Source organism: Spirosoma litoris, assembly GCF_054776755.1.
In genome coordinates this window covers 172,775-195,345 of the sequence record NZ_BAAHBI010000071.1, presented here as the reverse complement: position 1 = coordinate 195,345, position 22,571 = coordinate 172,775, and the positions used below count along the sequence as shown (strand labels likewise).

17 protein-coding genes are annotated in these 22,571 nt (G+C 46.5%); 6 read left to right on the top strand and 11 right to left on the bottom strand.

From position 1 onward, the window contains the following. Positions 1–9: 9 nt before the first annotated feature. The 6 genes from ACYVGR_RS34535 to ACYVGR_RS34510 all read right to left on the bottom strand — a co-directional run bounded on the left by ACYVGR_RS34535 (position 10) and on the right by ACYVGR_RS34510 (position 6,232). Entirely contained in the window at positions 10–1,293 is a 1,284-nt protein-coding gene (locus ACYVGR_RS34535; protein ID WP_460964987.1) for a serine hydrolase domain-containing protein, read from the bottom strand. 88 nt (positions 1,294–1,381) lie between these two features. Then, positions 1,382–1,939, bottom strand: a complete 558-nt coding sequence (locus ACYVGR_RS34530) for a GNAT family N-acetyltransferase (protein ID WP_460964985.1) — start codon at positions 1,937–1,939, stop codon at positions 1,382–1,384. A gap of 76 nt (positions 1,940–2,015) precedes the next feature. Beyond that, positions 2,016–3,116, bottom strand: a complete 1,101-nt coding sequence (locus tag ACYVGR_RS34525) for a mandelate racemase/muconate lactonizing enzyme family protein (protein ID WP_460964983.1) — start codon at positions 3,114–3,116, stop codon at positions 2,016–2,018. A 96-nt stretch (positions 3,117–3,212) separates the two neighbouring features. Continuing rightward, positions 3,213–4,346 carry an amidohydrolase family protein gene (locus ACYVGR_RS34520; protein WP_460964981.1) on the bottom strand — a complete coding sequence of 378 codons (1,134 nt, stop codon included), beginning with the start codon at positions 4,344–4,346 and terminating at the stop codon, positions 3,213–3,215. Between the two features lie 174 nt (positions 4,347–4,520). Continuing rightward, on the bottom strand, positions 4,521–5,000 hold the full coding sequence (ispF, locus tag ACYVGR_RS34515) for a 2-C-methyl-D-erythritol 2,4-cyclodiphosphate synthase (RefSeq protein ID WP_182458594.1): 480 nt from the start codon (positions 4,998–5,000) through the stop codon (positions 4,521–4,523). Continuing rightward, positions 4,997–6,232, bottom strand: a complete 1,236-nt coding sequence (locus ACYVGR_RS34510) for a M16 family metallopeptidase (RefSeq protein ID WP_460964979.1) — start codon at positions 6,230–6,232, stop codon at positions 4,997–4,999. The genes ispF and ACYVGR_RS34510 overlap by 4 nt, the downstream gene beginning before the upstream one ends. A gap of 144 nt (positions 6,233–6,376) precedes the next feature. Here ACYVGR_RS34510 and ACYVGR_RS34505 point away from each other — a divergent pair, with 144 nt between their 5' ends. Beyond that, the gene (locus ACYVGR_RS34505; RefSeq protein ID WP_460964977.1) at positions 6,377–7,456 is read left to right on the top strand and encodes a hypothetical protein; all 1,080 of its coding nucleotides are present in this window, start codon (positions 6,377–6,379) and stop codon (positions 7,454–7,456) included. 66 nt (positions 7,457–7,522) lie between these two features. Here the strand turns inward: ACYVGR_RS34505 and ACYVGR_RS34500 are convergent, their stop codons facing one another. From ACYVGR_RS34500 to ACYVGR_RS34485, 4 genes are all read right to left on the bottom strand, one after another. After that, complete coding sequence (locus ACYVGR_RS34500) at positions 7,523–9,424, bottom strand: DNA polymerase III subunit gamma/tau (protein WP_460964975.1); 1,902 nt, start codon at positions 9,422–9,424, stop codon at positions 7,523–7,525. Between the two features lie 102 nt (positions 9,425–9,526). Then, the gene (locus ACYVGR_RS34495) at positions 9,527–10,828 is read right to left on the bottom strand and encodes a PepSY-associated TM helix domain-containing protein (RefSeq protein WP_460964973.1); all 1,302 of its coding nucleotides are present in this window, start codon (positions 10,826–10,828) and stop codon (positions 9,527–9,529) included. Positions 10,829–11,030: 202 nt separating this feature from the next. Further along, positions 11,031–13,415, bottom strand: a complete 2,385-nt coding sequence (locus ACYVGR_RS34490) for a TonB-dependent receptor domain-containing protein (protein WP_460964971.1) — start codon at positions 13,413–13,415, stop codon at positions 11,031–11,033. A 389-nt stretch (positions 13,416–13,804) separates the two neighbouring features. Next, positions 13,805–14,602 (bottom strand): ion transporter, encoded by a 798-nt coding sequence (locus tag ACYVGR_RS34485; protein WP_460964969.1) that lies wholly within the window; start codon positions 14,600–14,602, stop codon positions 13,805–13,807. 451 nt (positions 14,603–15,053) lie between these two features. Between ACYVGR_RS34485 and ACYVGR_RS34480 the strand changes: the two genes are divergently transcribed. The 3 genes from ACYVGR_RS34480 to ACYVGR_RS34470 all read left to right on the top strand — a co-directional run bounded on the left by ACYVGR_RS34480 (position 15,054) and on the right by ACYVGR_RS34470 (position 18,008). Further along, the gene (locus ACYVGR_RS34480) at positions 15,054–15,764 is read left to right on the top strand and encodes a GNAT family N-acetyltransferase (protein ID WP_460964967.1); all 711 of its coding nucleotides are present in this window, start codon (positions 15,054–15,056) and stop codon (positions 15,762–15,764) included. A gap of 443 nt (positions 15,765–16,207) precedes the next feature. Beyond that, positions 16,208–16,564: a hypothetical protein gene (locus ACYVGR_RS34475; protein WP_460964965.1), complete on the top strand. Its 357-nt coding sequence runs from the start codon at positions 16,208–16,210 to the stop codon at positions 16,562–16,564. 130 nt (positions 16,565–16,694) lie between these two features. Then, positions 16,695–18,008: a cryptochrome/photolyase family protein gene (locus tag ACYVGR_RS34470; protein WP_460964963.1), complete on the top strand. Its 1,314-nt coding sequence runs from the start codon at positions 16,695–16,697 to the stop codon at positions 18,006–18,008. Positions 18,009–18,180: 172 nt separating this feature from the next. Here ACYVGR_RS34470 and ACYVGR_RS34465 read toward each other — a convergent pair whose 3' ends face one another. Next, entirely contained in the window at positions 18,181–18,747 is a 567-nt protein-coding gene (locus ACYVGR_RS34465) for a hypothetical protein (protein WP_460964961.1), read from the bottom strand. Positions 18,748–19,178: 431 nt separating this feature from the next. On the opposite strand from ACYVGR_RS34465, the gene ACYVGR_RS34460 reads away from it, so the two are divergent. Then, positions 19,179–21,533, top strand: coding sequence for a TonB-dependent receptor (locus ACYVGR_RS34460; protein WP_460964959.1), 2,355 nt, complete (start codon positions 19,179–19,181; stop codon positions 21,531–21,533). Positions 21,534–21,535: 2 nt separating this feature from the next. Beyond that, positions 21,536–22,564, top strand: coding sequence for a DUF4249 domain-containing protein (locus ACYVGR_RS34455; RefSeq protein WP_460964957.1), 1,029 nt, complete (start codon positions 21,536–21,538; stop codon positions 22,562–22,564). Positions 22,565–22,571: the final 7 nt, after the last annotated feature.

Sequence of the window (22,571 nt, the reverse complement as noted above, 5' to 3'; positions counted from 1 at the left end):
ATCCCGTGTTTACTCCAACGCCTGATAGACGGCAATCCGGAATTTCTTTACAAAATCGCCGTAGTAGGCGTAAGGATGCACATTGGTAAAAATGAGCATGATCAGCTCTTCTTTGGGGTCGATGGTAAACTCAGAGCAGTACATACCTCCCCAATTATAGGAGCCTGGCGAAGCTTGATCACCATAGTGGGAATTTTCGGTTATCAGCATAAAGCCAAGTCCGAATTTGTCTTTGCGATCCCAGACTTCGGCAGCTCCAATCTGGTTCCGAAGCATCATCTCGATGGTTTTACGGCCCAGAATTCGCTTATTGTTGAAGCTGCCGCCGTTGAGCAGCATCTGACAAAATTTGGCGTAATCTTCTACGGAACTAACCAAACCGGCTCCACCCGAGAAGAAGGTTTTCGCGCCCGACACGGCAAAGTTTCGGTAAGCCTCGTTGCTATGTAGTGTCAAGGGCTTGTCCATACTTGCCTTGCTGTATAACTCCACCAACCGACTGGCTTTACTATCGGGCAAATAGAAATAGGTATCCGCCATGCCGAGTGGGTTGAGCACCCGTTCGCGCATGGCTACGTCGAAGGGCTTGCCAGAAAGGATTTCGATCAATCGCCCAAGAACATCAATGTTGAGCCCATAAGTAAAACCCGTTCCTGTTGAATCCTTGCCCGGATCGCGGAGAAGTGGGCGTGTGGCCAGTTTATTTATTACGTCTTCGAGTTTGTCGGGTGCGGTGGAGTTGAAAAACGGAACCTTGAATTCAGGCCGTTGATCGAGTGGGTGTTCGTAGGGCAGCCCAGCGTTATGACTCAGCAATTGCCGAATCGTGATTTCGCTTTTTGCCGGACGTGTTTCGTACTTCCCGCCAACGGGGTCTTTTTTGTCGTAATTGACCAGGACTTTCGGATTCTTGAACGCCGGAATGTACTTCGAGATGGGATCATCCAACAGAAACTTCTCTTCTTCGTACAGCGTCATCAACGTTACGGTCGTGATGGCTTTCGACTGCGACGCAATGCGGTATAAATCATCCCGTTTTAGGGGCGTTTTCTTGGCCAGATTACTGTAGCCGAATGCTTTGTAATGAACAACCTTACCCCGATGGGCCACGAAGGTTACGGCATTAGGGGCAATGTCTTTATCGATCAGCTCTTGCAGCCAGGTGTCCAGTCGTTTCAATCGGTCGGCAGAAAAGCCAGCATCGGCGGGCGATTTGGCGGGAGTAAACGTTTGTGGAAGAGGCTGGGCGAGGAGCGAAGTAGAGACAAATAGGAAAAGTAGGAGCAGGCGCATTGTTTTCTGTTTCAGGTTCAATGTTTCAGGTTCAGCTACGTGATGGTAACTTTAAACGTCGAACTACAAACGTCAAACTCCAGCGATTCTACTTCTGAAAATCCCAGGATACGACTACCCAGGTTTCGCCAATGGCGGGGTCGAAAAATTCGTGGAGTGATTCGAAACCCACCCGAGCGTGGGCCCGTAACGAGCGGGTGTTATTCGCCGAAATATCAGTTATCAATAATTGATAGCGATCGCTATAAACTTCCCGATGGTGTTGAAACATGCGATCGAAAATACGCTGGCCTCGATAGCCATCGGCCACGCAAACCTGCCCCATTACATACCAGGGATAATCCTGTATGGGTTTTTCGTTGTAAGTCAGTGTATTGATCAGCGCAAAAAGGGGTAATAGCTCCGGTACATCGGTGCCAAACTCAGGAAGCATAGTGAGCGCATAACCGACAACGGTATCGCCATCTTTGGCAATGATACTCGGAGCAGCCTGATTCATACGGGTGAGCACCTGCGGATCATGCTCAACCGTTACAAAGCCCTGATCGATCTGTACGTCAATCGGTACGTTTTTGCGCAGATTAGCCTGTTGCAGTGCCAAAATACCCTGCACATCGGCAACTGACTGAACGGTGGTAATAGTCATAGAGTGAAGAGTGAGGAGTGAAGAGTGAAAAATACACACTGTGCATACCTTATTTTCCCCTCTTCACTCCTCATTTTTAACTGATTATAATTCGCTCGGATTTTGCCAGGAAAGCAGAATCCACTTCGGCACCGATGCCAGGTGTTTCGGGGAGTTCGATTTGATAACCATTGTACGTAATGCCACCATAAACAGGATCTTCGGCATGTTCAAAACAGGCGTCCAGATCGAAGAAACGTACATTCTGACGAGCTGAGGCAAAATGCGCGTTGGCTGTTAAGGCCAATCTCGACTCCGACATGCACCCAATCATGCAGGGAATCCCGGCCGCTTCGCCAATCGCATTGATCTTAAGTGCTTCGAAAATGCCCCCGCTTTTTGAGAGTTTGATGTTGAAATAATCGACAGCTTCTTCGCACACAAGCCGAATAGCATCGGGAGCCTCGAACAGACTTTCGTCGGCCATGATGGGGACGGTCGTTTTCTGCCGAATTTGGCGTAAGCCCGCAATGTTGTGTTTTTTGATGGGCTGCTCGCAATATTGAACATTCCAATCACCAATGGCGCGCAATACACCCGTAGCCGTTACAACGTCCCACCCCTGGTTGGCATCGGTGCGAATGGGAGTGGCATCACCAATTGCTTTCCGAATGGCTTCTACACGGGCGATGTCGTCGCGTAGGTTAGTGCCGAGTTTTACCTTAATGGCTTCGGCGCCCTTCGCCTGAATCCGTAAGGCATCCTCAACCATACGCTCGGGCGTACTGATGTAAATGGTTTCGTCGGTTATGAGTGTACGTTTTTCGCCACCGAGAAATTGGTAAAGTGGCATTCGGGCCGATTTGGCCGCAATATCATACAAGGCCATGTCGAAGGCCGAGCGGGTAGTAGGGTGGGCGGGCAAGTAGCGCGTTAATGTATTGAGACACCCCTCAATGTTGAGCGGATCTGCGCCAACCAGCAAACGGGCCATATCATTCGCAGCCGCTAGCCCTGATGCCTGCGTTTCACCCGCAATCATCCACAAATGCGATCCTTCGCCCCAACCTGTAATGCTCTCGTCAGTTTGAATCTCGACCAGAATATTACGAGCGTTTTCAATGGTACCGAGCGAAATGGCAATAGGCGCTTTGAGCGGAATGTCGTAGCGGTAGAGGTTGATTTGGGTAATTTTCATTTGTATTTAAACACAGAGGAAACGAAGGTTTCACGGAGTTAACGGAGGATCTCTGTGTTCTCCGTGAGATCTCCGTTAACTCCGTGTTTAAGAACGCTAATTTGGGAATTGGCTCTTGTCCAGTCCGGGAATAATACGGAGGGCGTTTTTATAATACACCTTCTTCAGCACTTCATCGGGTAAGCCCATGCCATACATACGCCAGAACGCGTGGTACTTTTTGTGGTACGGGAAATACTCGTCGTCGGTTTCGAGGACACGGAAATAGGTTGCGTATTCCGATGGCACCCAGCTATCTTTTCCAAATAAAATTCGATCCTGGTATTTCTCGAAGAACTTCCGGCTGGCGCGTGGCTGACGGCCTAATTCGGCGATTACTGCCCCAATCTCAACATTCATGTTCGGAAACACTTTCATCAGACTGTCGAGTTTAGTCAGATCGTTTGGGTACCAACCCATGTGGGCAGCAATGAACGTCGTTTTGGGGTGCTTGCGGAACACATTATGCTGCTCAGCGATAAGTTGTTCCCAGGGGACAGGGTCTGTTGGGGAGCGCTTGCGACCAGCGTGGAGTTTGAGTTCAAGCCAGCGTTCGTTATACCGATCCATTGGGTCCCAGAACGACTTTGGGTCGGCAGTGTGAATCAGAACGGGAATGCCCAATTCACCACACTTCGCCCAGACGGGATCTAAGCGTGGATCATCGACCCGAACGCGATTGCCTTTATCATCTTTGACATTAAGACCCAAATTTTTATAAATCTTCAGGCCTTTGGCGCCCTTCTTTACGTCTTCTTCGAGCATTTTCACCGCCTGCGCTGTCCAGCCTTTATCGTTCACATCCGAAAAATTAAGGTTGGTAAACAGGGCTATTCGCTTAGGGTAGTTTTTCTGGACGTTCGCCAAAGCACTCGTGAAAAACTTAGTGCTTTCAGTTTCGCTACTGCTGAAGCCACGTCCGCTAAGGTTAATCATCAGGCCCATGTTCAACGCGTCCATCTGAGCAACGAGCTTGCTCAAATCCTCATTATCCATCTGGTACTGATGATTATGCACATCGATGAATGGATATTTGGATCGCGTCAGTTTGTGCTCTGGCACCTTTAGGGTCGAAACGGGATCGTATTCTTCGAAACCCAATGGCTCAGCGGGTTGATTGGGCTTTGCGGGCTGGCCACAGGCAACGACTCCTAGTAAGAGGAAGGCCGGAAGGTAAAGCAGGTTTTTCATAAAGAGGCTGTATTAAACAATGGAACGCAGATTGTTATGATGCCAATGATTGATTAAGATTTTTGAAATTGAAAATGATCAAAATTGACTATTTCTTGGCAGTGATAGCACCTATTCATTAGTGAGCCAGCATTAAATCATAACCTAACCCTATGGATCATAAAAATCTACGGTCTAATCCTTAAATATAAGCGCTACGCAGTGAGCGGCAATACCTTCGCCCCGGCCAACAAAGCCAATGTGCTCCGATGTGGTGGCTTTTATCGAAATATCGTCTTCTGGAATAGCCATTACCTCCGCCAGACAGGTTTTCATGGCCGGAATGTGTGGGTTCAGTTTTGGTTCCTGTAAGACTACCGTTACGTCTACATTGGAAATTTCATAGCCCGCGCCCCGCACCATTCGGAGTACTTCAGCCAACAGAAGCTTACTATCAACGCCTTTCCAGCGCGGGTCTTTATCTGAAAAATGATAGCCGATATTGCGCATGTTGGCGGCCCCCAACAGAGCGTCGCACAAAACATGACAAACTACATCGGCATCAGAATGACCTACTGGCCCGAACGTACTTGGAATCTGAATGCCACCCAACCAGAATGGTCGGCCTTCCTCAAGCCGGTGAACATCGTACCCTTGGCCTACGCGAATTTTCATGCCGTTCGGTAATACAAAGTCGAACAATTATCCTTCCGAAGTACCTGCTTGGCCATCGCCTGGATATCATCCGATGTGACAGCCTGAATCTGAGCGGCTTCCTGATTGACTAAGTCTGGATTGCCAGAATTAGCGGCATAAGCCAGATTCATAGCCCGGTTTAGAAGTTCAACTTCCGAGAAAGCGTGCGTAGCTTCTCCCTGATTTTTTACTTTGGTCAGTTCCTCGTCGAGTACCGGCTGACTGATGAACTCCTCTATAACAGCTTCTACAGCAGCATCTGCTTCTTCGAGCGAAACGCCTTTGTTAAGATTCCCCTGTACAATTAGCAAACCGGGATCAATGGAAGCGGTTACGTAGGCATTTACACTACTAAATAAGGGGTTGTTTCGTAAGAGCTGCTGGTACAGTCGCGACGATTTGCTCCGACCTAGTATATCGCTCATTAGGTCAACCGTGTGAAAGCCAGCGTCGAAACGTCCGGGCATGTGGTAGGCTTTGTATAACCCGTTAAGCGGTACTTTCGCTGAAGTTTCCTCCTTGCGTGCTTCCGTTTGCCTAGGCTCTACAGGAAGTTGACGGATGTAAGGGGAACCAGCCGGAATAGGAGCGAACCACTTGGCGCACAACTGTTTTACCTGCTCGACCGTGACATTGCCTGCCACGACCAGAATAGCGTTGTTGGGCAGATAATATTTAAAGAAAAACGATTTTACATCGTCCAGCGTAGCATCTTCGATATGGCTGATGTCTTTGCCAATCGTTGCCCACTGATATGGGTGTTGTTTATACGCCAACGGTCGAAGCTTTAGCCACACATCGCCATAAGGTTGGTTCAGATAACGCTGTTTGAATTCTTCAATCACCACTTTTTGCTGTACATCCAACACCGTTGGGTCGAAGGAGAGGCTGAGCATCCGGTCTGATTCGAGCCAGAATGCCGTCTCCAGATTGGCGGCCGGCAAGGTGATATAATAGTTGGTAATATCGGGGCTGGTAAAGGCGTTGTTCTCGCCACCAACTTTCTGTAAGGGTTCGTCGTAGCTGGGAATATTGCGCGAGCCACCGAACATCAAATGCTCAAATAAATGGGCAAAGCCTGTTTTGTTGGGATCTTCATCTCGTGAACCAACATTGTACAGAATATTAACGGCGGCCATTGGCGTAGATGCGTCTTCATGAACGAATACCCGCAGGCCATTATCTAAAACAAACTGTTCGTAATGAATCATTAGTAGAAATAAGAATCTTTTGCGTAAAGCCCTTGTTAGATAATACGCGTCAAACAAAAGTACAGTTCCGGCTGTATAGAATCAAACAACGTTCTTGCGTCTACCACTTTGTCCATTCTGAAAAATATCTTCCTGAGTTTAATCTTGCTCTGTTTACCAATAGTAGCCTCGGCGCAGGTTATCAATGATCCCGTTGTTCAGCAAGCCATTGTGAAAACGCTCGATCACATCTATAATCTTGAGTTTGCGGATGCTGATGCGCTGATTCGGCAACTTCAGTCTAAATATCCCCAACACCCAATTGCCCCAATTTTACGAGCTACGCAACTGGATATTCAAAACTTGCCTTTAGCTGAAAATAAAGTAGCTACCGTTCAGTTCGAGCAAGCGGTTGATCAGGCATTACGCTTGTCGAAAAAGATGCTTGCCAAAAATGAAGAAGACCCTGAGGCTGTCTTTTTTATGCTGACCTGTCATAGTTATCTGGCTGCGCTCTATCATAATCAGGGGGAATCACTAAAGGCTGTTGGTGAATCGAAAAAAGCATATAATTATTTACGGGATGGGATGAAATTGATGGATAAAAACCCAGATTTCTACTTCACAACCGGGCTTTACAATTACTACGTCGAACGTTATCCGATTGACCATCCAATCGTTAAGCCGTTCATGTTTTTCTTTGCTGATGGCGACATTGCCTTGGGAATCAAGCAAATGGATATGTCGACTCGTAAAGCTGTATTTATGCGCCCGGTGTCCAATTACTATCTGGCTCACCTGCTGATGAAGCACGAAACGAAGCCAGCCCAGGCCGCGATTTACGGAAAATATCTGGTCGAGAAATACCCTAATAATCCACTGTTTGCCATGACCTATGCTGAATCGTTGTTGCTGTCAGGTCGTTACGTCGAAGCTCGACCTTATGTGCAACGACTGAAGCAGATGCCTAACAAATTAGTCCCGCTGGCCTTTCACACCTTTAGCGGGATGCTGGCCGAACTGGCGGATAAAGACGATAAAGAGGCTGCTGAATCTTATGAAACGGCCCTTAAATACCCGTCGAATGAGGCCTACACGAAGGAGTACCGCGCCTTTGCCTATGCCGGTTTAGCGCGTATTGCTGCTCGCGCCAATAATCATAATCAGGCCCGCGCTTATTATAAAAAAGCGCTCTCCGAGGGAGAATATAAATCGTTGATTAAAGAAGCGAAGGCGTATAAATGATATATGATGTATGATATAGAGTGTACGGCTGACGCGAAATACATCATACATCCTATATCATATATATCAATAATCCACTTCCAAATTCAACACCTTTCTCAGCTCGTGCAGGGCTGGGTTTTTCTCGGCGAGGTAGTTGTATTTGTCCTGTGAGCTGTAGATCATCTTCTTCACTTCCTGGATAACTACCTCATGTTCAATCTTAATCTGACTGTTCTGGAGTTCACTACGAAGGTAGCCCAATAGCTCAGGTTTCAATTCGGTTAGGAAATCGACTTGTAGCGTATTATCGAGTTTGAGATGAATAGTTGTGCCGTCGAGAACCAGATCACGATTCAATACAACCTGCTCGGTCGTAATATCACTTTTCTCGCGTCGATGTCTGGCGAAAGCGATCCACGCTTCCTGCAATTCATCAAAATCAAACGATTTGTCAGGGCGATTCTGGGTTTGTACAACTGGTCCTTCGTCTGCGTCAGCTACAGGTTGAACAGGCCCCGATGTCAGGGCAACCGTTGTGCGTAGGCGACTGCTAGCTGGTCGTGTTGGTAGAATTGGCTTCGGTTTGGGCGCGGGTTCCGATTGCCCAACTGTACTTACGGGTGCTGTTGCAGTTGCTACGCCGTTTGTGCCTGTTGCCTGCCCAGTTGATTTGACAGTTCCATTCGTTGCTGCTCCGTTTGTAGGGGCCGTAGTTTGATAGCCATTCACGGGTTCGCTCGTGATGGGATGGCTTTCGGTTAGCTGGTTGTTTTCAGGCGGAGACTGGGGACTGGCGTTTTTTTTTTCGGCGATCAGTTGACCGACTGTACTCGTTTCTCCACCGTGTGCGCCATTGAGTGATAACTCAGGAAGCGCTTCCCAGTTGAGCAGGTTCCGCAGATTAGCCAGCTTCATTAGCCACAATTCCGTATGAAGTCGCTGATCTTTAGCCTGTTTGTAATTCATGTCGCACTGACCACCAAGGCTCAATGCCGATAACAAAAACGACATTGGTGCACGAGACGACTGATCGAGGTATTGCCGACGAACATTCTCTGTTACCTGCAATAGCTGAACTGTAGCGGCATCTTTACAAACCAGTAAATCACGAAAATGGCGGCATAAGCCAACCACAAACTGATGCCCATCGAACCCCTTTCTCAGAATTTCATCAACTGTCAATAGGCTTTTTGGGAGATTTCCCGCCAGCAAAAAATCTGTCAATTTGAAATAATAATCGTAGTCGAGAATGTGCAGGTTGTCCAGCACTTCCTTATACCGAATGATCCGGTCAGCGGCAAAGGTTACGTTCAGGTCGAACATCGACAAGGCATCGCGTAAACCGCCGTCGGCTTTTTGGGCAATCAGGTCGAGCGCTTCTGTTTCGGCAGAGATTCCTTCTTTCTCCGCAATCTTCGCGAGGTGATTGGCAATGTGCCCCGGCTGAATCCGGTTGAAGTCAAAAATCTGACAGCGCGACAGAATCGTTGGCAGAATTTTATGCTTCTCCGTTGTTGCCAGAATAAAAATGGCGTAGGAGGGTGGCTCTTCCAGTGTTTTCAGGAACGCGTTGAAAGCCGCCGACGAGAGCATGTGCACCTCGTCAATAATATAGATCTTGTATTTACCCGATTGGGGTGGGTAGCGAACCTGATCGATCAGATTACGGATATCTTCAACCGAGTTGTTCGATGCCGCATCCAGCTCGTGGATGTTAAATGAAGCATTCTGGCTGAAGCTCACACACGACTCGCACTGGTCGCAGGCTTCACCTTCAGACGTCAGGTTTTGACAGTTAATTGTCTTGGCCAGAATCCGGGCACAAGTTGTTTTACCAACCCCCCGCGGTCCGCAAAACAGGAATGCCGACGCTAAGTGGTTGGTTTTGATTGCATTCTTAAGTGTGGTAGTAATGTGCTCCTGACCCACGACAGTGTCGAAGGTAGCGGGACGGTACTTGCGGGCCGAGACCACGAAATTTTCCATATCCAAAGTTAGCACGACTAGGGCGGAAAGCCAACAAGTCACCAACCTATATTACATACTTTCGTAGTAAGTTCAGCGAGCAACAGCCCGTGGCTCGGTCTATTAAGATACCTTCGCTATGACGGGTTTTCGGACTGGTCGATCGCTCAATTTCTGCGTTTTCGGAACTGGTTTCTGCGAGGCTTTACTCTTGTTACGACGTCCCCACCAGATCAAAAAGCCGCTGACAGGCAGGCTGGTAGCAATTAGGCTGGCGATAAAATAAAAGACTTTGGAAAAGACGCCAAATAGCTCACCCGTATGAATGAATTTGGCAGAAGCAACGATCTTTTCGCCCAGTGTTTTCTCCGAATAACGATCTAATTGAAGGGTTTTGGCGCTGTACTGATCCAGAATCATGCGATCAATAGCGGCAGACTCCAGAAACCCCGTTCTCGCTTTCTGAACGCTAATGGAGCCCAACGAATCTTTAGACAGAATAAGCCGGATATTACCTTCGTAGGGATATGTTTCATTGATTTTCGCTACAACCTGCTCAAGAGCAAGCGGTTTTGTAACACCTTCTGGACGTACGGATTGAAATGGATTTTCTTTGTTAAGCGGCTTAGTTCCCAGCGCTTTACTCGCTCCTTTTTTGTACCAGTCGAATGCGAAATAAGGCCCGGTAAGCGCCATAATCGTAACAAACAGGAACGAATAGAAACCCAGCGCTTTGTGTAGGTCGAAATTCGTTCGTTTCCAGTTGCCGCCAGTTTTTATTTTGAATCCGGTTTCCCATACGTTCCACTTTTTCCAGCTCTTGATTTTGGCGGGTAGCCACAAAATCAGACCCGTAAACTGCAATAGAATCATCATCAGGGCCGCGATGCCCGTAATGACACCCCCAATTTTCTTGTCCATCAGGAGCCAGCGATGCAATTGCAGGGTCGTAGCAAAAAACTCAGACGTTGGCGTTTTAGCGTTTCCCTGAATAACTCCTGTATACGGATTAACGAGGTAACTATCGGTCTTCTCTTTTTCCTCCTTCTTTTCGATAGTCGCTACGTTTTCCTTAACCTTTTTGGGTTTCTCGGCAGAAGCGATGGCTTCTTTTTTCTTTTTGGGAGCGATGACAACCAACCAGGCTTCGGTCTTGTCTTTAGGAATCGTGAGGTTGGTAGTTTTGCCCTTTTTCTCTTTTTCAACCTTCTTGAGCAGTTCAGCTATGGGCATGGCGCTGGCACCGGCTTCGGCCTTTACGACAAACTTGTCGCTATCGAGCCATTTCGTTATTTCTTTACTGAATACGTAGATCGTACCCGTAAAGCACATGATAAAAAGTATGAGGGCACTTGGTAGGCCTAGCCAGAGGTGTAAGTCGTTGATCAGTTTTCGAAACGTATATCCTTTTTTTACGTTTTGCATCGTTTTGTACAATCTGAGCGGCTAATGATTATATCTCTGGCTGGAGGCAGTGATTGTTGGTAAAAATCTACGACAAATTTCTTGTTTTTAATTATTCTATATAAGTTTTGAGGTTTTTTCTGACAGGATTAACAGGATAGAGCAGGATTTTCTCTTGTCTGTAATCCTGTTTTATCCTGTTAATCCTGTCAGAAAAAAACTTTTAAAACTTTAATGCCATACTGCCCAAAAACCGCGCTGGAGCCTGTGGGGTCAAACGGACAGACCAGTTTTGTTCGCTCGTCAGGTTATCGACTTTGAAGCCAATCCGGTATCGGGGCTGATCGTAAAAAATGGTAGCGTCGAACAGGGTATAGGCTGGAATAATGACTTTAGCCGTTTTTGTGTTGGTTTGGAAAGACGCACTGCCCGAGTTGCCGCCAAAACCTACACCGAATCCTTTCAGATTGCCCTGACTAATCCGGTAGCTAATCCAGAAATTCAGCATCTTGTCGGGACCCGACAGCGCCGGGCGTAAGCCGTTTACAGACTCATCGGCGTTTGTGTATTTGCTGTCGTTATAAGCATAACCTGCTACGATATTCAAACCGGTAACCGGGTTGGCGGTTAATTCCACTTCAACGCCTTTGCTTTCTTGGGTCCCGTCCTGAACCGAATAGTTTATGTCAGCCGGATTGGTCCGTAGCACATTCGCCACCTGAATATTATAGTAGCTGATTGTACCAACGAGTTTATGATTCAGCACGTCGCCTTTCACCCCAAATTCAAGCTGGTTGGCATGTTCTGGTTTGAAAACGTTGCCATTGATATCAGACCCGCTTCGGTTGAAGAACCCATTCATGTAGTTCCCGAATACCGAAACTCGGTCTTTAATTACTTCATAAACTAACCCAAGTTTATGCGACAACGCGGTTTGGCCGTAAGGACCAGCCGTTGTTCCACCAGCAGCCGTGCCACCAGCTGTTACGCCCGTTGTAACATTGTACACACCCTGATATTGGTAACGATCAACCCGAAGGCTTAACATCGCCATTAGCCGATCGGTGAAATTAATCACGTTAGAGGCATAGGCTGCGTACGTATTATCCCCGTTGTTTTCCTTACGCAACGTTCCGGTAGAGGAAAGCGAATCAATTTTAAATCGGCTTATTCGGTAGCTGGCGGCTGGATTGCGGAAATTGACGGTTGGCGTATTATTGACCGTAACTCGATCGAAATCATTGTAATTGTTATAATAATCCAGCCCCACTACGAGTCGGTTACGCAGTGATCCCAGTTTAAAATCACCAATGAAATTCTGTTGAATATCTGTCGCAATGAAATTTGTATTACCCACAATGACCTGTGCCCGTAGGGTTGAATCGGTTCGGCCATTCAGGGCGGTGATGTAGCCATTGATGGTTGATCGGGCGCGGGATACAATGGTTTGCGACGTCCATTTCTCCGAAATTTTGTAGTTGAGCTGCGCAAAAATGTTCATCATCTGCGTCTCGTAGGTCAGGTCGTTGCTCAGGAATGTACGGTTGTAGGGGAAATGCATATCGGCAATAGATTGCGTTTTGTTGCTACCCGTGTACGGGTTAAATCGGACAACAGAAGTTCCTTTAGCTTGCCCAAATTCAACGTCTATCCAGAGCGAAAGGCGATCTGTAATTTGATACGAGAAACTTGGAGCCAGACTAATCGTATTCGTAAAGCCTAAATCCTGGAAACTTTTCTCGAACGTAGTTGCCCCGTTCAGGCGTAATAATGCTGTTCTGTCTGCATTGATGGGCGTATTGGCATCGACTGTAAGCCGATTGTAGTTCCAGCTACCACCGAAATAAGCAACTTCACCACCAAAGCCATTGTAAGGTTTCTTGGTAACCCGGTTGTATAATCCACCGTAGCTGCTCGATACGCTAGTGCCGAACAAAGTAGCCGAAGGACCTTTAATCGCTTCAACTCGTTCCAGGTTGGCCGGATCAATCGACGAAAAAGCGGCTCCAGCTACACCGTTCCGGGCATTGGGCTCAGTCTCGAATCCACGCGAACGGAAGGTTACCCGGCCCTGGTTAGCCAACATCGGAATCCCCGCCCCCGGAACGTTCTTGGAAATACTGCCCAAATCGACCGCCATTTGCTCTTGAATCAGCTCTTTCGGAATGGTGGTGTAGACCTGCGGATTTTCCAGGTTTTTCAACGGCAGGCGAGCCACGTAGATGCTTTCCTTTTTCGAGAACTTGTTGGTGTTACCAACGACGGTTACTTCCTGTAAAGCGCGGATATTCTCTTCCGTCAACTTATAGTCGACAATAGCCGGCTGACCCGCTATAACCTCAACGGGCACATCTTTTTCGGCCGTGCCTAGCATCTGAACCCGAACCGTGTATTTACCGGGTACTATGTTTGTGATCGAATAGTTGCCCTGATTGTCAGTTAATGTACCCTTTTGAATCTCGATTAATGAAATGGAAACCGACTCAATTGGTTGATTATCAATAGATGTAATTCGTCCAGAAACTACTCCTCCAGTTTGGGCTACACACACATAACTGAACAAGAGGCCGGGTATGGTTAATATGAAAGAACGTATACGCTTGGTCATGAATAAATAAGAATAAAGAGCAGGTTGTACGTATTTCAACTACTAGTCTGTTTGCACAGACTAGTAGTTGAAATACGTACAACCGTAAAGTTATTAAGACTAATTATAAACAAGTGAATTGTACGTGTAAATACTTAGAAAGGTTATGGCATTAACTGAAATAGGCCAATAAAAGAGAGGGAGTGTACGGGCCTTTGGAACGAATCGAACAGTTTTAGTAACTGGCCCGTCAGGGCCTCAACAGCGAAGCGTCGGTAGAGAAAGTATGCATACCAATAGTCGAGTGTGCCGTTAGGTACACAACCATTATGTACCTGGCGGCACATATACTTGCCAGAGGTTCAATCTTTCTACCGACGCTTTGCTGTTGAGGCCCTAGCGGGCCTTTACTAAATCTCCTTCCCGCAGTGCGGACACACTTTCCGGCGAGGTGCTTTGTGTTCGCGGATGTGTTCATTGAAGCCGGATACCAGAATACCCGTTGGCAAGGCAAACAGGCCAATGCCTACAATCGCGGTGACGCCACCTAGTAGTTTTCCTAACGGAGTGATTGGGTGAATGTCGCCGTAACCAACGGTTGTCATGGCCGTGACGCCCCACCACATAGTTGCCGGAATACTCGAAAACTTATCAGGCTGGGCCGAATGTTCGACGTAATACATCACACTCGACACAATAATGAGCATGAAAATAACCAGCATCGTACTGAGTACCAGTTCTTCCTTCTTTTCCTGAACTACATTCTGAATCAGGCGGAACGCATGAGAGTAACGTGAAATTCGGAATAGCCGGAAAATTCGGAACAAGCGTAAAATCCGAACGATGGCCAGATCGGTTGCGAACAGCGAGAAGTAGAAGGGAAAAATGGCCAGTATATCAATCAGAGCGCTGGTCGAAAAGATGTAGCGTAGGCGTCCCCAGAACCAGTGATGGTATTTTTCATTCTCAACACTCACCCAGACGCGCAGCAGGTATTCAATAGTAAAGAAACCTACGGAGAACAATTCGAAGTCGGTGAATAATTTGGCAAACCGCTGGTCGTATTCGGGGACAGTATGAAGAACGATGGCGATGGCGTTCAATGTAATAATGGTAATCAAAATCAGGTTAAATGCCAGACTTAGTCCCCGGCGTTTACCTGCCGAAGTTTCGAGGATACGGTAGAGCGATTTACGGAAGTGTAACATGTTTAAGTACGGTCGGTAGGACTGCAAGCTACTCGCTAAAATCGGAACTTGCCATGAAGACGTTAATAAAGCCGATTAAGTAATTACGGATGCCTCAGTTATCGTGACTGCCTGATTTTTAGCGATGTAACGATATTGCATTTAACGATTAATAAATATGTTTTGACCACTGACGAACTATCCTGAAAAAAAACCGTTATTTTATTGCAAGACCCGGATAATCTCTCTAACATTGTCCGCGTTTTCGCACAAACCAATGGCAAAGCTCGTCTACATACCGACCTTCTTCCATACTACGCCATTTCGGTTTAGGTCCGAAAGGACTATATCTATTTGTTTGCCTATGCGGTAAACTTTTTCCGTCTTTTTTCTCGTTTTATTTACTCACAACAAACCAGCTCGGATTACGCTGTCTCCGTTTTCGCGGCTTCACAACCGCCAATAAACGACAATGATCACCCCAGAAATAGTTAACGATCAATACATTATTCAGGTGGCTAACGAAGACCACCTGCGGTTAGCAGAAACCATCTGCCGCGAAATGGAAGAGAGCGCGAAAGCCCGGGGAACCGGTATCGCTAAACGTTCGCCCATTTATGTGATGGAGAAAATGCTCGAAGGCAAAGCTATTATTGCAATGACTTTGTCGGGCGAATGGGTAGGTTTTTGCTACATCGAAACGTGGGATCACGGTAAATTTGTGGCCAACTCGGGCCTGATTGTCCATCCCGATCATCGCAAGAGTGGTATTGCTACACGCATCAAAGCGAAAGCGTTTGAACTTTCGCGCACTATGTTCCCAACGGCTAAAATTATTGGTATTACTACCAGCCTGGCCGTAATGAAAATCAATTCCGATCTGGGTTATCAACCTGTGACATTAAGCGAGTTGCCGGGCGACGATTCATTCTGGAAAGGATGTCAGACCTGTACTAACTTCGATATTCTGACGCGTACTAATCGGAAGCACTGCCTTTGCACGGGTATGCTCTACGATCCAGAAGAGCATAAAAAAGAAGAGAAAAACGAGAAGTGGAATTTCCTGAAAGAATCAAAACTTTACGAGCGTTGGATGCGGATTAAAAAGCGTATTCTGCTCCGCATTCAGCCATCCGATCGGTCGCGCTCTCGCAAAGGTGATCGGGAGTTAGAGATTGCCTGATTAGCCATATAGAATTAAAACAAGACAAGTCCGGAAGCTACTTCCGGACTTGTCTTGTTTTATACCCCCTTGTCGTAAGTGATTTTGGGTGAATTGTTAGTTAAGCCCTCTCCATTTTGCTTTCACAGGCTACCCAAAAACTAAAAACTACCAGTTTGTTAATATTTACTTAACATTGGGATGGGCGAATAATATTCTGCTTGTTGATTTTTTAATAATATCTTGGAATAGATTTCTCTTGAAAAAATCTATAAGAACAAAATATAATTATTAATTTGATCAAACTGATGCAAGGGTTTGACAGTGAAGAGATTAAGTTAGACTGTGAAATGATAACACAAATTTAATATTGAAATAATATTTGATTAATATTAGTTGTTGAAAGCTCCCGGGTAATTTGAGTCGAGAGCGAGTTGTTCTATCACTTAACTCATTTTGAAGTCATGAAAAAGAATTTTGCTCTTCTCATGCTGGTAGGCTTCCTGGCAACGCAAGCCTACGCTGCGCCGATCACTACGCACAGACCTAAAGCCGCTAAGACGACTTTAGAGCAACAACTGTCGAAGTATATCTCTTACCCGGATGCACTCAAGGCGACTCAACAGGCAGGTATTGTTGTCGTTCAATTCCGGATAAATTCGGCGAATGAACTTTGTCACGTTGAAGTGTTTAGTCAGAATGAACAACTTAATAATGAATTGCTGCGTCAGCTAACTGGCGTTAAGTTGAAAGGTTATCAAAACGATTTGAGCGAATTTACCCAACAAGTACATACTGTTCGGCTTCGGTTTAAACCTTAACCATATACGTTTTAAATAGATCGTCAGCGATTGCCAGAGAACTTTTATAAGCTGGCAACCGCTGACTTTTTTGTGTCTTAACTTTTTACCTCTACAGCTGGTTAGCCGATAAACAAACTTCTCCAAACCTATGTCTGAACCACTTTCGTTGGTTTGGCTTCGGCGCGACTTGCGTCTGCACGACAACGCTGCGGTATATTATGCACTCAAAAGTGGTCGGCCAGTTATGCCGGTGTTTATTTTTGATCGTACAATTTTGGATGATCTGGATGATCGACAGGATCGTCGGGTTGAATTTCTGGTTCAGGAGGTCAATCGATTGCAGGATGAACTAGCTAAAATGGGATCGACGTTGCTCGTTCGATATGGTAAGCCCATTGATGTATGGAAAGAGCTGATCTCGCAATACAGCATAGCCGATGTATTTACCAATCATGACTATGAAGTGTATGCCAAAGAGCGTGATAAGGCCATTGGTAAGCTGCTGGCCGAGCAGGGAATTGGGTTTCATACGAGTAAAGATCAGGTGATTTTTGAGCGAGATGAGGTGCTGACTGGCAAAAAAACGCCTTATACTGTCTTCACTCCGTATAGCCGTAACTGGAAAGAGAAACTGACCGGTTTTTATTTGAAGTCATACCCAACTGAAAACTATTTCAATCACTTTTGGAAAACCAGCCCTGAAAAAGCGCTGACGTTACAGGCAATGGATTTTAAGCCAATAGGGGAGTCGTTCCCAGCTAGAACAGCGCCTGACACGTTGCTGGATAATTACAATCAAACCCGTGATTTTCCCGCTTTACCACATGGCACCAGCCAATTGGGGATGCATCTCCGATTCGGTACAATTAGCATTCGTGATTTAGCGCGTCAGGCGAAAGCTGCCGAGGATAAAACGTTCTTAAACGAACTCTGCTGGCGGGATTTTTATTTTCAGGTGCTCGATCATTTCCCGCACGTGGAAAAGCACTCCTTTCGGCGCGAATATGATGAAATTAACTGGCGGAACAACGAAGATGAGTTCGGGAAGTGGTGCGAGGGTAAAACGGGCTATCCAATTGTGGATGCCGGGATGCGTCAACTAAACACCATTGGCTGGATGCACAACCGTGTTCGGATGATTACGGCGAGTTTTCTGTGTAAACACCTGCTCATTGACTGGCGCTGGGGTGAAGCCTATTTTGCGAAGAAACTTCGGGATTACGACCTGTCGGCCAATAATGGTGGCTGGCAATGGGCAGCAGGCTCTGGAACCGATGCGGCCCCTTATTTCAGAGTATTCAATCCAACCCTACAGGCAAAGAAGTTCGATCCGAAAGGAGAATATATTCGTCAGTGGGTTCCTGAAGTTGAGCAGTCGGATTATCCCAAACCAATCGTTGAACATACAATGGCCAGACAACGCGCCATCGATACCTACCGCAAAGCACTGAGGAAGGGGTAACTAGTGCTTTGACAAAATAGATTCTAAATGTTTCTGTAGATTTTTTTGATTCTATTGCGCTGATAATCAGAAGAGATAGAATCAAAAGAATATATAGGATCTAAATTTCTCACAGCACTAGGGTAGTTCTGTGAGAAATTTAAATAAACGGGATTAGGAAAACGCCATTTACTTAGCAACCACCTTTGCGAGGAGCACGCTTATAAATTATATTACTATCTCGTTCTACATAATCGCCCGATACTATTGGATATGAATACTTGGGCGCGTGCGATACATTATGGCTTCTTATAATTATTTTGTCGTTAACTTTCAGGCTATGCAATTGCTGAAATTCATTGTTAACATTCAAAAAATTCTTGTCGGACTTTTCCGGCCCAAAACTAAGAATATAATCGTCATCATTAATCCTGACCATCACTCCGAAGCCTAATCGTGAGCCTGGCGGAAGAGAAAGAGAGGTTACAACAGCCTCCATATTGGTAAAAGCACTTATATGCTTCCTTATTTTAGCTTCACCGGCATACACTTTTTTACCTTCGGGAGACGCTTCCCATTTTTTGTACTTTATACCATCAGGGGTAGCCTCCCATTTTTTCAATGCGGCTTTCCGTTCAGCAGCAGAGAGTGGCTTTAAGGTTGACTTTTTAGAAGCTTCATTTTTAATTTCACGATTCGCAAATACTAGTCCGCTTACCACAACCAGCGGTAAGAGTAGTGTATAAATAATTTTTTTCATGTTTTTGTAAGTTTAATCGAGGTAAATCTATCTCCTGATAAATTAGATCCGTTTAGGGCATTCTTTCAACAAAGCTAAAAGTCTCTATCCTGTCGTCTGTTAATGACCTGTAAAAGAATGTTAACGAAAGGTAAAATAGCTGCTTCGACGTTCCTATTTTACGGGCTGCTATGGATTTTGGCCTATAAGTAGTTGGATATACTTTACGCTATTTCAGGGCGATACAATTATTGAAAATAATCGTTTCATAAATCGCTTCCTCGTAACACGAAAAAGCCGCACAACTATCTTAAGTCATCGAAGAGCCGTGATATGGCTTCTGGCCATTGTTTTGTTAAAAATTAGTTAATTGATTCTGGGGTAAATAAGCGGCAATGGTAACCTTTTGTAGTTTAGGGTTCCTTTCTTAGATTATTCCACTGCTCAACCTTATGAAGTTGCGGTTTACTCTGTTCTGCTGTCTGTTTGCGTTTTCTTCAGCTGTACTAGCCCAGCAGCGGCTTCGCTTAAGCGTTATTGTGCGCGATGGCCTTACGAAAAAGCCAATTCCTGGGGCTAGCCTGCTTGTTGCCGAAACAAAAGCAGGGGCACGAGCAGACAGTGCCGGTGTCATTACGCTCACCCACCCACCAGGTGTCCTGACTCTTTATGTGTCGGCGGTGGGGTATTTCCGAGGTCGCGAAACAGTCGTGCTGGATTTCAATAAACGAGTCGAGTATTTCCTTCAACCTCGCTCCACGGATCTGGAAGAAGTAGACGTACGAGCTACTCGTAAGGATAAGAATATTAAGGATGTACAGATGGGGCAGATTCTGATTAGTATGCCCGAGCTAAAGCGGATGCCGGTTGTGTTGGGCGAACCCGATATTCTGAAAGCGCTCACACTTCAATCGGGCGTGACAACGGCGGGCGAAGGCGCTGGCGGCTTTAACGTTCGCGGTGGCCGTGCCGATCAGAATCTGGTGCTGATGGATGGGGCGCCTTTGTTTAACACGTCGCACTTACTGGGTTTCTACACAAACATCAATCCTGATATGGTGCAGGATGTGAGCCTGAATAAAGGGGCTTTTTCGGCACAATACGGCGGGCGGGTGTCGTCTTTGTTGTTGATGAGTACCCGAAATGGGAACAAAGATGGCTGGCGGGTTTCGGGGGGCGTAAGTCCGGTAAGTGCGCGAGTTGTGGTGGATGGGCCGATTTCTAAAAAACTAACCTTGCTGGCAGGGGGGCGTGTGGCTTTCCCGAGTTATTTACTGCAATTATTTCCGTCGGCCAGCGTCAAAAATAGCCGGGCGTTCTTTTATGACGGAAATATTAAACTGACCTACACCCCCGATGAACGAAACACCATTTCGCTGTCGGCCTACCGAAGTCAGGATAATTTCCGATTTCCGGGCGATACGCTCTACGGGTGGCATTCGAATGTAGTAACCGGGCGCTGGAGTTACCTTATCCGGCCGGGTCTGCAAGTCAATCTGTCAGGGCTTTATAGTGGTTATTTCCTGAATGTAGATGGCGTCGCGCCTACGTTAAACTTCCGGTTTACGTCGCACATTGAACAAAAAGAAGGGAAAGCCGATGTGTTTTATACGCTGAACAAATCCTTCAAAGTCCAGGTTGGCGTCAATGCCATTCTGTATGGTGTTCAAACGGGCGCTATTCAGCCAACGGGCGATAATTCCAGCATTAATGCCCGGCGAGTTAATCCAGAACGAGGTCGGGAAATTGGGTCGTACATCAATACCGAATGGGCGTTGACACCCCATATTACCCTGATGGCCGGTTTACGGTATTCGGCCTTTGCGTTGCTGGGGCCTCAAACGGTTTATAGTTATGCCGAGAATTTGCCAATTTCTCCCGAAACCGTCACGGATTCGGTACAATATGGAAGCGGAAAGGTAGCACAGACTTACGGTGGATTTGAGCCTCGGTTGGCCTTACGGGTGCAGGTTGCCAAAAATACAGCAGTCAAAGCAAGTGCAGGGCGAACACGTCAGTATCTAAACCTGATCTCGAACACAACGGCCATTACACCGCTCGATTTCTGGAAATTGAGTGATCGTTATTTACCTCCTCAAATCGCCGATCAGGTGTCTTTGGGCGTATTTCAGAATTTGCAGGACAATGCGTATGAAATAAGTGTAGAGGGCTATTACAAACGACTTCAGAATCAAATTGACTATCGATACGGGGCTAATTTAATTCTAAACCCAAAACTTGAAACCGCACTCCTGCATGCCGCCGGACGCGCTTATGGGGTTGAGTTTGGGCTAAGCAAGAATACCGGGCGACTAACCGGACAATTTAATTACACCTATGCCCGCTCCCTGATTGCGATACAAACGCCCTTCGATCAGCTTCGGATTAACGGCGGAGAGTATTACCCCTCCTATATAGACAGACCGCACACGTTGAACATGCAGGCTCGCTGGGGAATGTCGCACAACTGGACATTCTCAACAAACTTCGTATATTATACAGGTGTGCCCGCCACGTACCCAGATGGCCAATACACCTATAATGGCGATGTGGTACAGGACTATTCGCGCCGAAATGCTGACCGTATTCCAGACTATCATCGTCTGGACGTAGCTTTTTCGAAGGATACGCGATTTGTTAAATCACAAAAGCGGTATGGCATCTGGACACTGGGGATTTACAATGTATACGCGCACAAAAATCCATACTCAATTTATTTCACTCGTTATAATCAACGAACAGAAGCGTACCGACTGTCGGTATTTGGCACCATGATTCCATCTATCGCTTACAATTTCTATTTCTAGTTATGTACCGGCTCTTCGTTATTCTCCTGACCAGTGTTTTAGTTGCAGCCTGTATCGATCAGGTAAGCTTACCTATTCGTACCGAAGCTCCCCGGTTGGTGGTAGAGGGCCAGATTACGAACGAGGCCCCTCCGTATACTGTCCGGCTTACCTATACAGGTAATTATGGCGGAAGTGGACAGAACGTAAGTGACCAATACGTAAAAGAAGCTCAGGTTACCATCGCCGATGATCAGGGCCGCTCAACGCGTTTGGTATCTACAGGATTGGGCTTATATCAAACCGCCGATTCAACGTTTCGCGGGCAGGTGGGCCGGGCTTATAGCCTGAGTGTAGTATTGACCGATGGTAAACGCTATGTTACGAAAGCGGAGCGAATGCCCGCTGTGCCCCTAATTGATAGTATTTCATCATCCTTAGTTAAAACAAGTGGTATAGCACCCTATGCGATATCGTATGCGATCAATACGACTGACCCTGCCAATGCACAAAACTATTATCGTTGGACTGCTTATGGGTATACCAATCGCATGTCGTTGGGCGTACCCTGTAGCTTGGGTAGTCCTAATAAATGTTTCACTCGTTGCTGGACGCCTGTCTCGAACGATGTTGTCAATGTGTATAGTGATGAGGCTATTAATGGAAACCCGATTCGAGGTAAATTCGTGTTACAATTGCCTATTTATGCAATCGGGCCGCAATTGGTTGAAGTACAGCAATATTCGATTACCCAGTCTAATTATCAGTTCTGGAAGCTTTACCAACAGCAAAATGCCCGAACCGGTAGTATTTTCGATCCGCTTCCCGCGCCTGTAACGGGAAATTTGGTTAATGCCAGCGATCCGACTGATTTAGCCAGAGGCTATTTTGCCGTAACAGCTGTTACGCGCAAACGCTACCGGCAGCAGAGCTTTCCCAGCGCTGTTTTTTATCCAGCTGTGCTTAGCTTTATCAGTAGCCAGATTTTACCCGATGGCGATTGCCGGAATACTTATGGTAATGTACCTACTCTGGAACCAGATGGTTGGTGAACCGGGA

Excerpts from the sequence above, each read along its gene's own strand:
- ACYVGR_RS34535 (WP_460964987.1), bottom strand. The coding sequence starts at position 1,293 with ATGCGCCTGCTCCTACTTTTCCTATTTGTCTCTACTTCGCTCCTCGCC.
- ACYVGR_RS34530 (WP_460964985.1), bottom strand. The coding sequence starts at position 1,939 with ATGACTATTACCACCGTTCAGTCAGTTGCCGATGTGCAGGGTATTTTG.
- ACYVGR_RS34525 (WP_460964983.1), bottom strand. The coding sequence starts at position 3,116 with ATGAAAATTACCCAAATCAACCTCTACCGCTACGACATTCCGCTCAAA.
- ACYVGR_RS34520 (WP_460964981.1), bottom strand. The coding sequence starts at position 4,346 with ATGAAAAACCTGCTTTACCTTCCGGCCTTCCTCTTACTAGGAGTCGTT.
- ispF (WP_182458594.1), bottom strand. The coding sequence starts at position 5,000 with ATGAAAATTCGCGTAGGCCAAGGGTACGATGTTCACCGGCTTGAGGAA.
- ACYVGR_RS34510 (WP_460964979.1), bottom strand. The coding sequence starts at position 6,232 with ATGATTCATTACGAACAGTTTGTTTTAGATAATGGCCTGCGGGTATTC.
- ACYVGR_RS34500 (WP_460964975.1), bottom strand. The coding sequence starts at position 9,424 with ATGGAAAATTTCGTGGTCTCGGCCCGCAAGTACCGTCCCGCTACCTTC.
- ACYVGR_RS34495 (WP_460964973.1), bottom strand. The coding sequence starts at position 10,828 with ATGCAAAACGTAAAAAAAGGATATACGTTTCGAAAACTGATCAACGAC.
- ACYVGR_RS34490 (WP_460964971.1), bottom strand. The coding sequence starts at position 13,415 with ATGACCAAGCGTATACGTTCTTTCATATTAACCATACCCGGCCTCTTG.
- ACYVGR_RS34485 (WP_460964969.1), bottom strand. The coding sequence starts at position 14,602 with ATGTTACACTTCCGTAAATCGCTCTACCGTATCCTCGAAACTTCGGCA.
- ACYVGR_RS34480 (WP_460964967.1), top strand. The coding sequence starts at position 15,054 with ATGATCACCCCAGAAATAGTTAACGATCAATACATTATTCAGGTGGCT.
- ACYVGR_RS34475 (WP_460964965.1), top strand. The coding sequence starts at position 16,208 with ATGAAAAAGAATTTTGCTCTTCTCATGCTGGTAGGCTTCCTGGCAACG.
- ACYVGR_RS34470 (WP_460964963.1), top strand. The coding sequence starts at position 16,695 with ATGTCTGAACCACTTTCGTTGGTTTGGCTTCGGCGCGACTTGCGTCTG.
- ACYVGR_RS34465 (WP_460964961.1), bottom strand. The coding sequence starts at position 18,747 with ATGAAAAAAATTATTTATACACTACTCTTACCGCTGGTTGTGGTAAGC.
- ACYVGR_RS34460 (WP_460964959.1), top strand. The coding sequence starts at position 19,179 with ATGAAGTTGCGGTTTACTCTGTTCTGCTGTCTGTTTGCGTTTTCTTCA.
- ACYVGR_RS34455 (WP_460964957.1), top strand. The coding sequence starts at position 21,536 with ATGTACCGGCTCTTCGTTATTCTCCTGACCAGTGTTTTAGTTGCAGCC.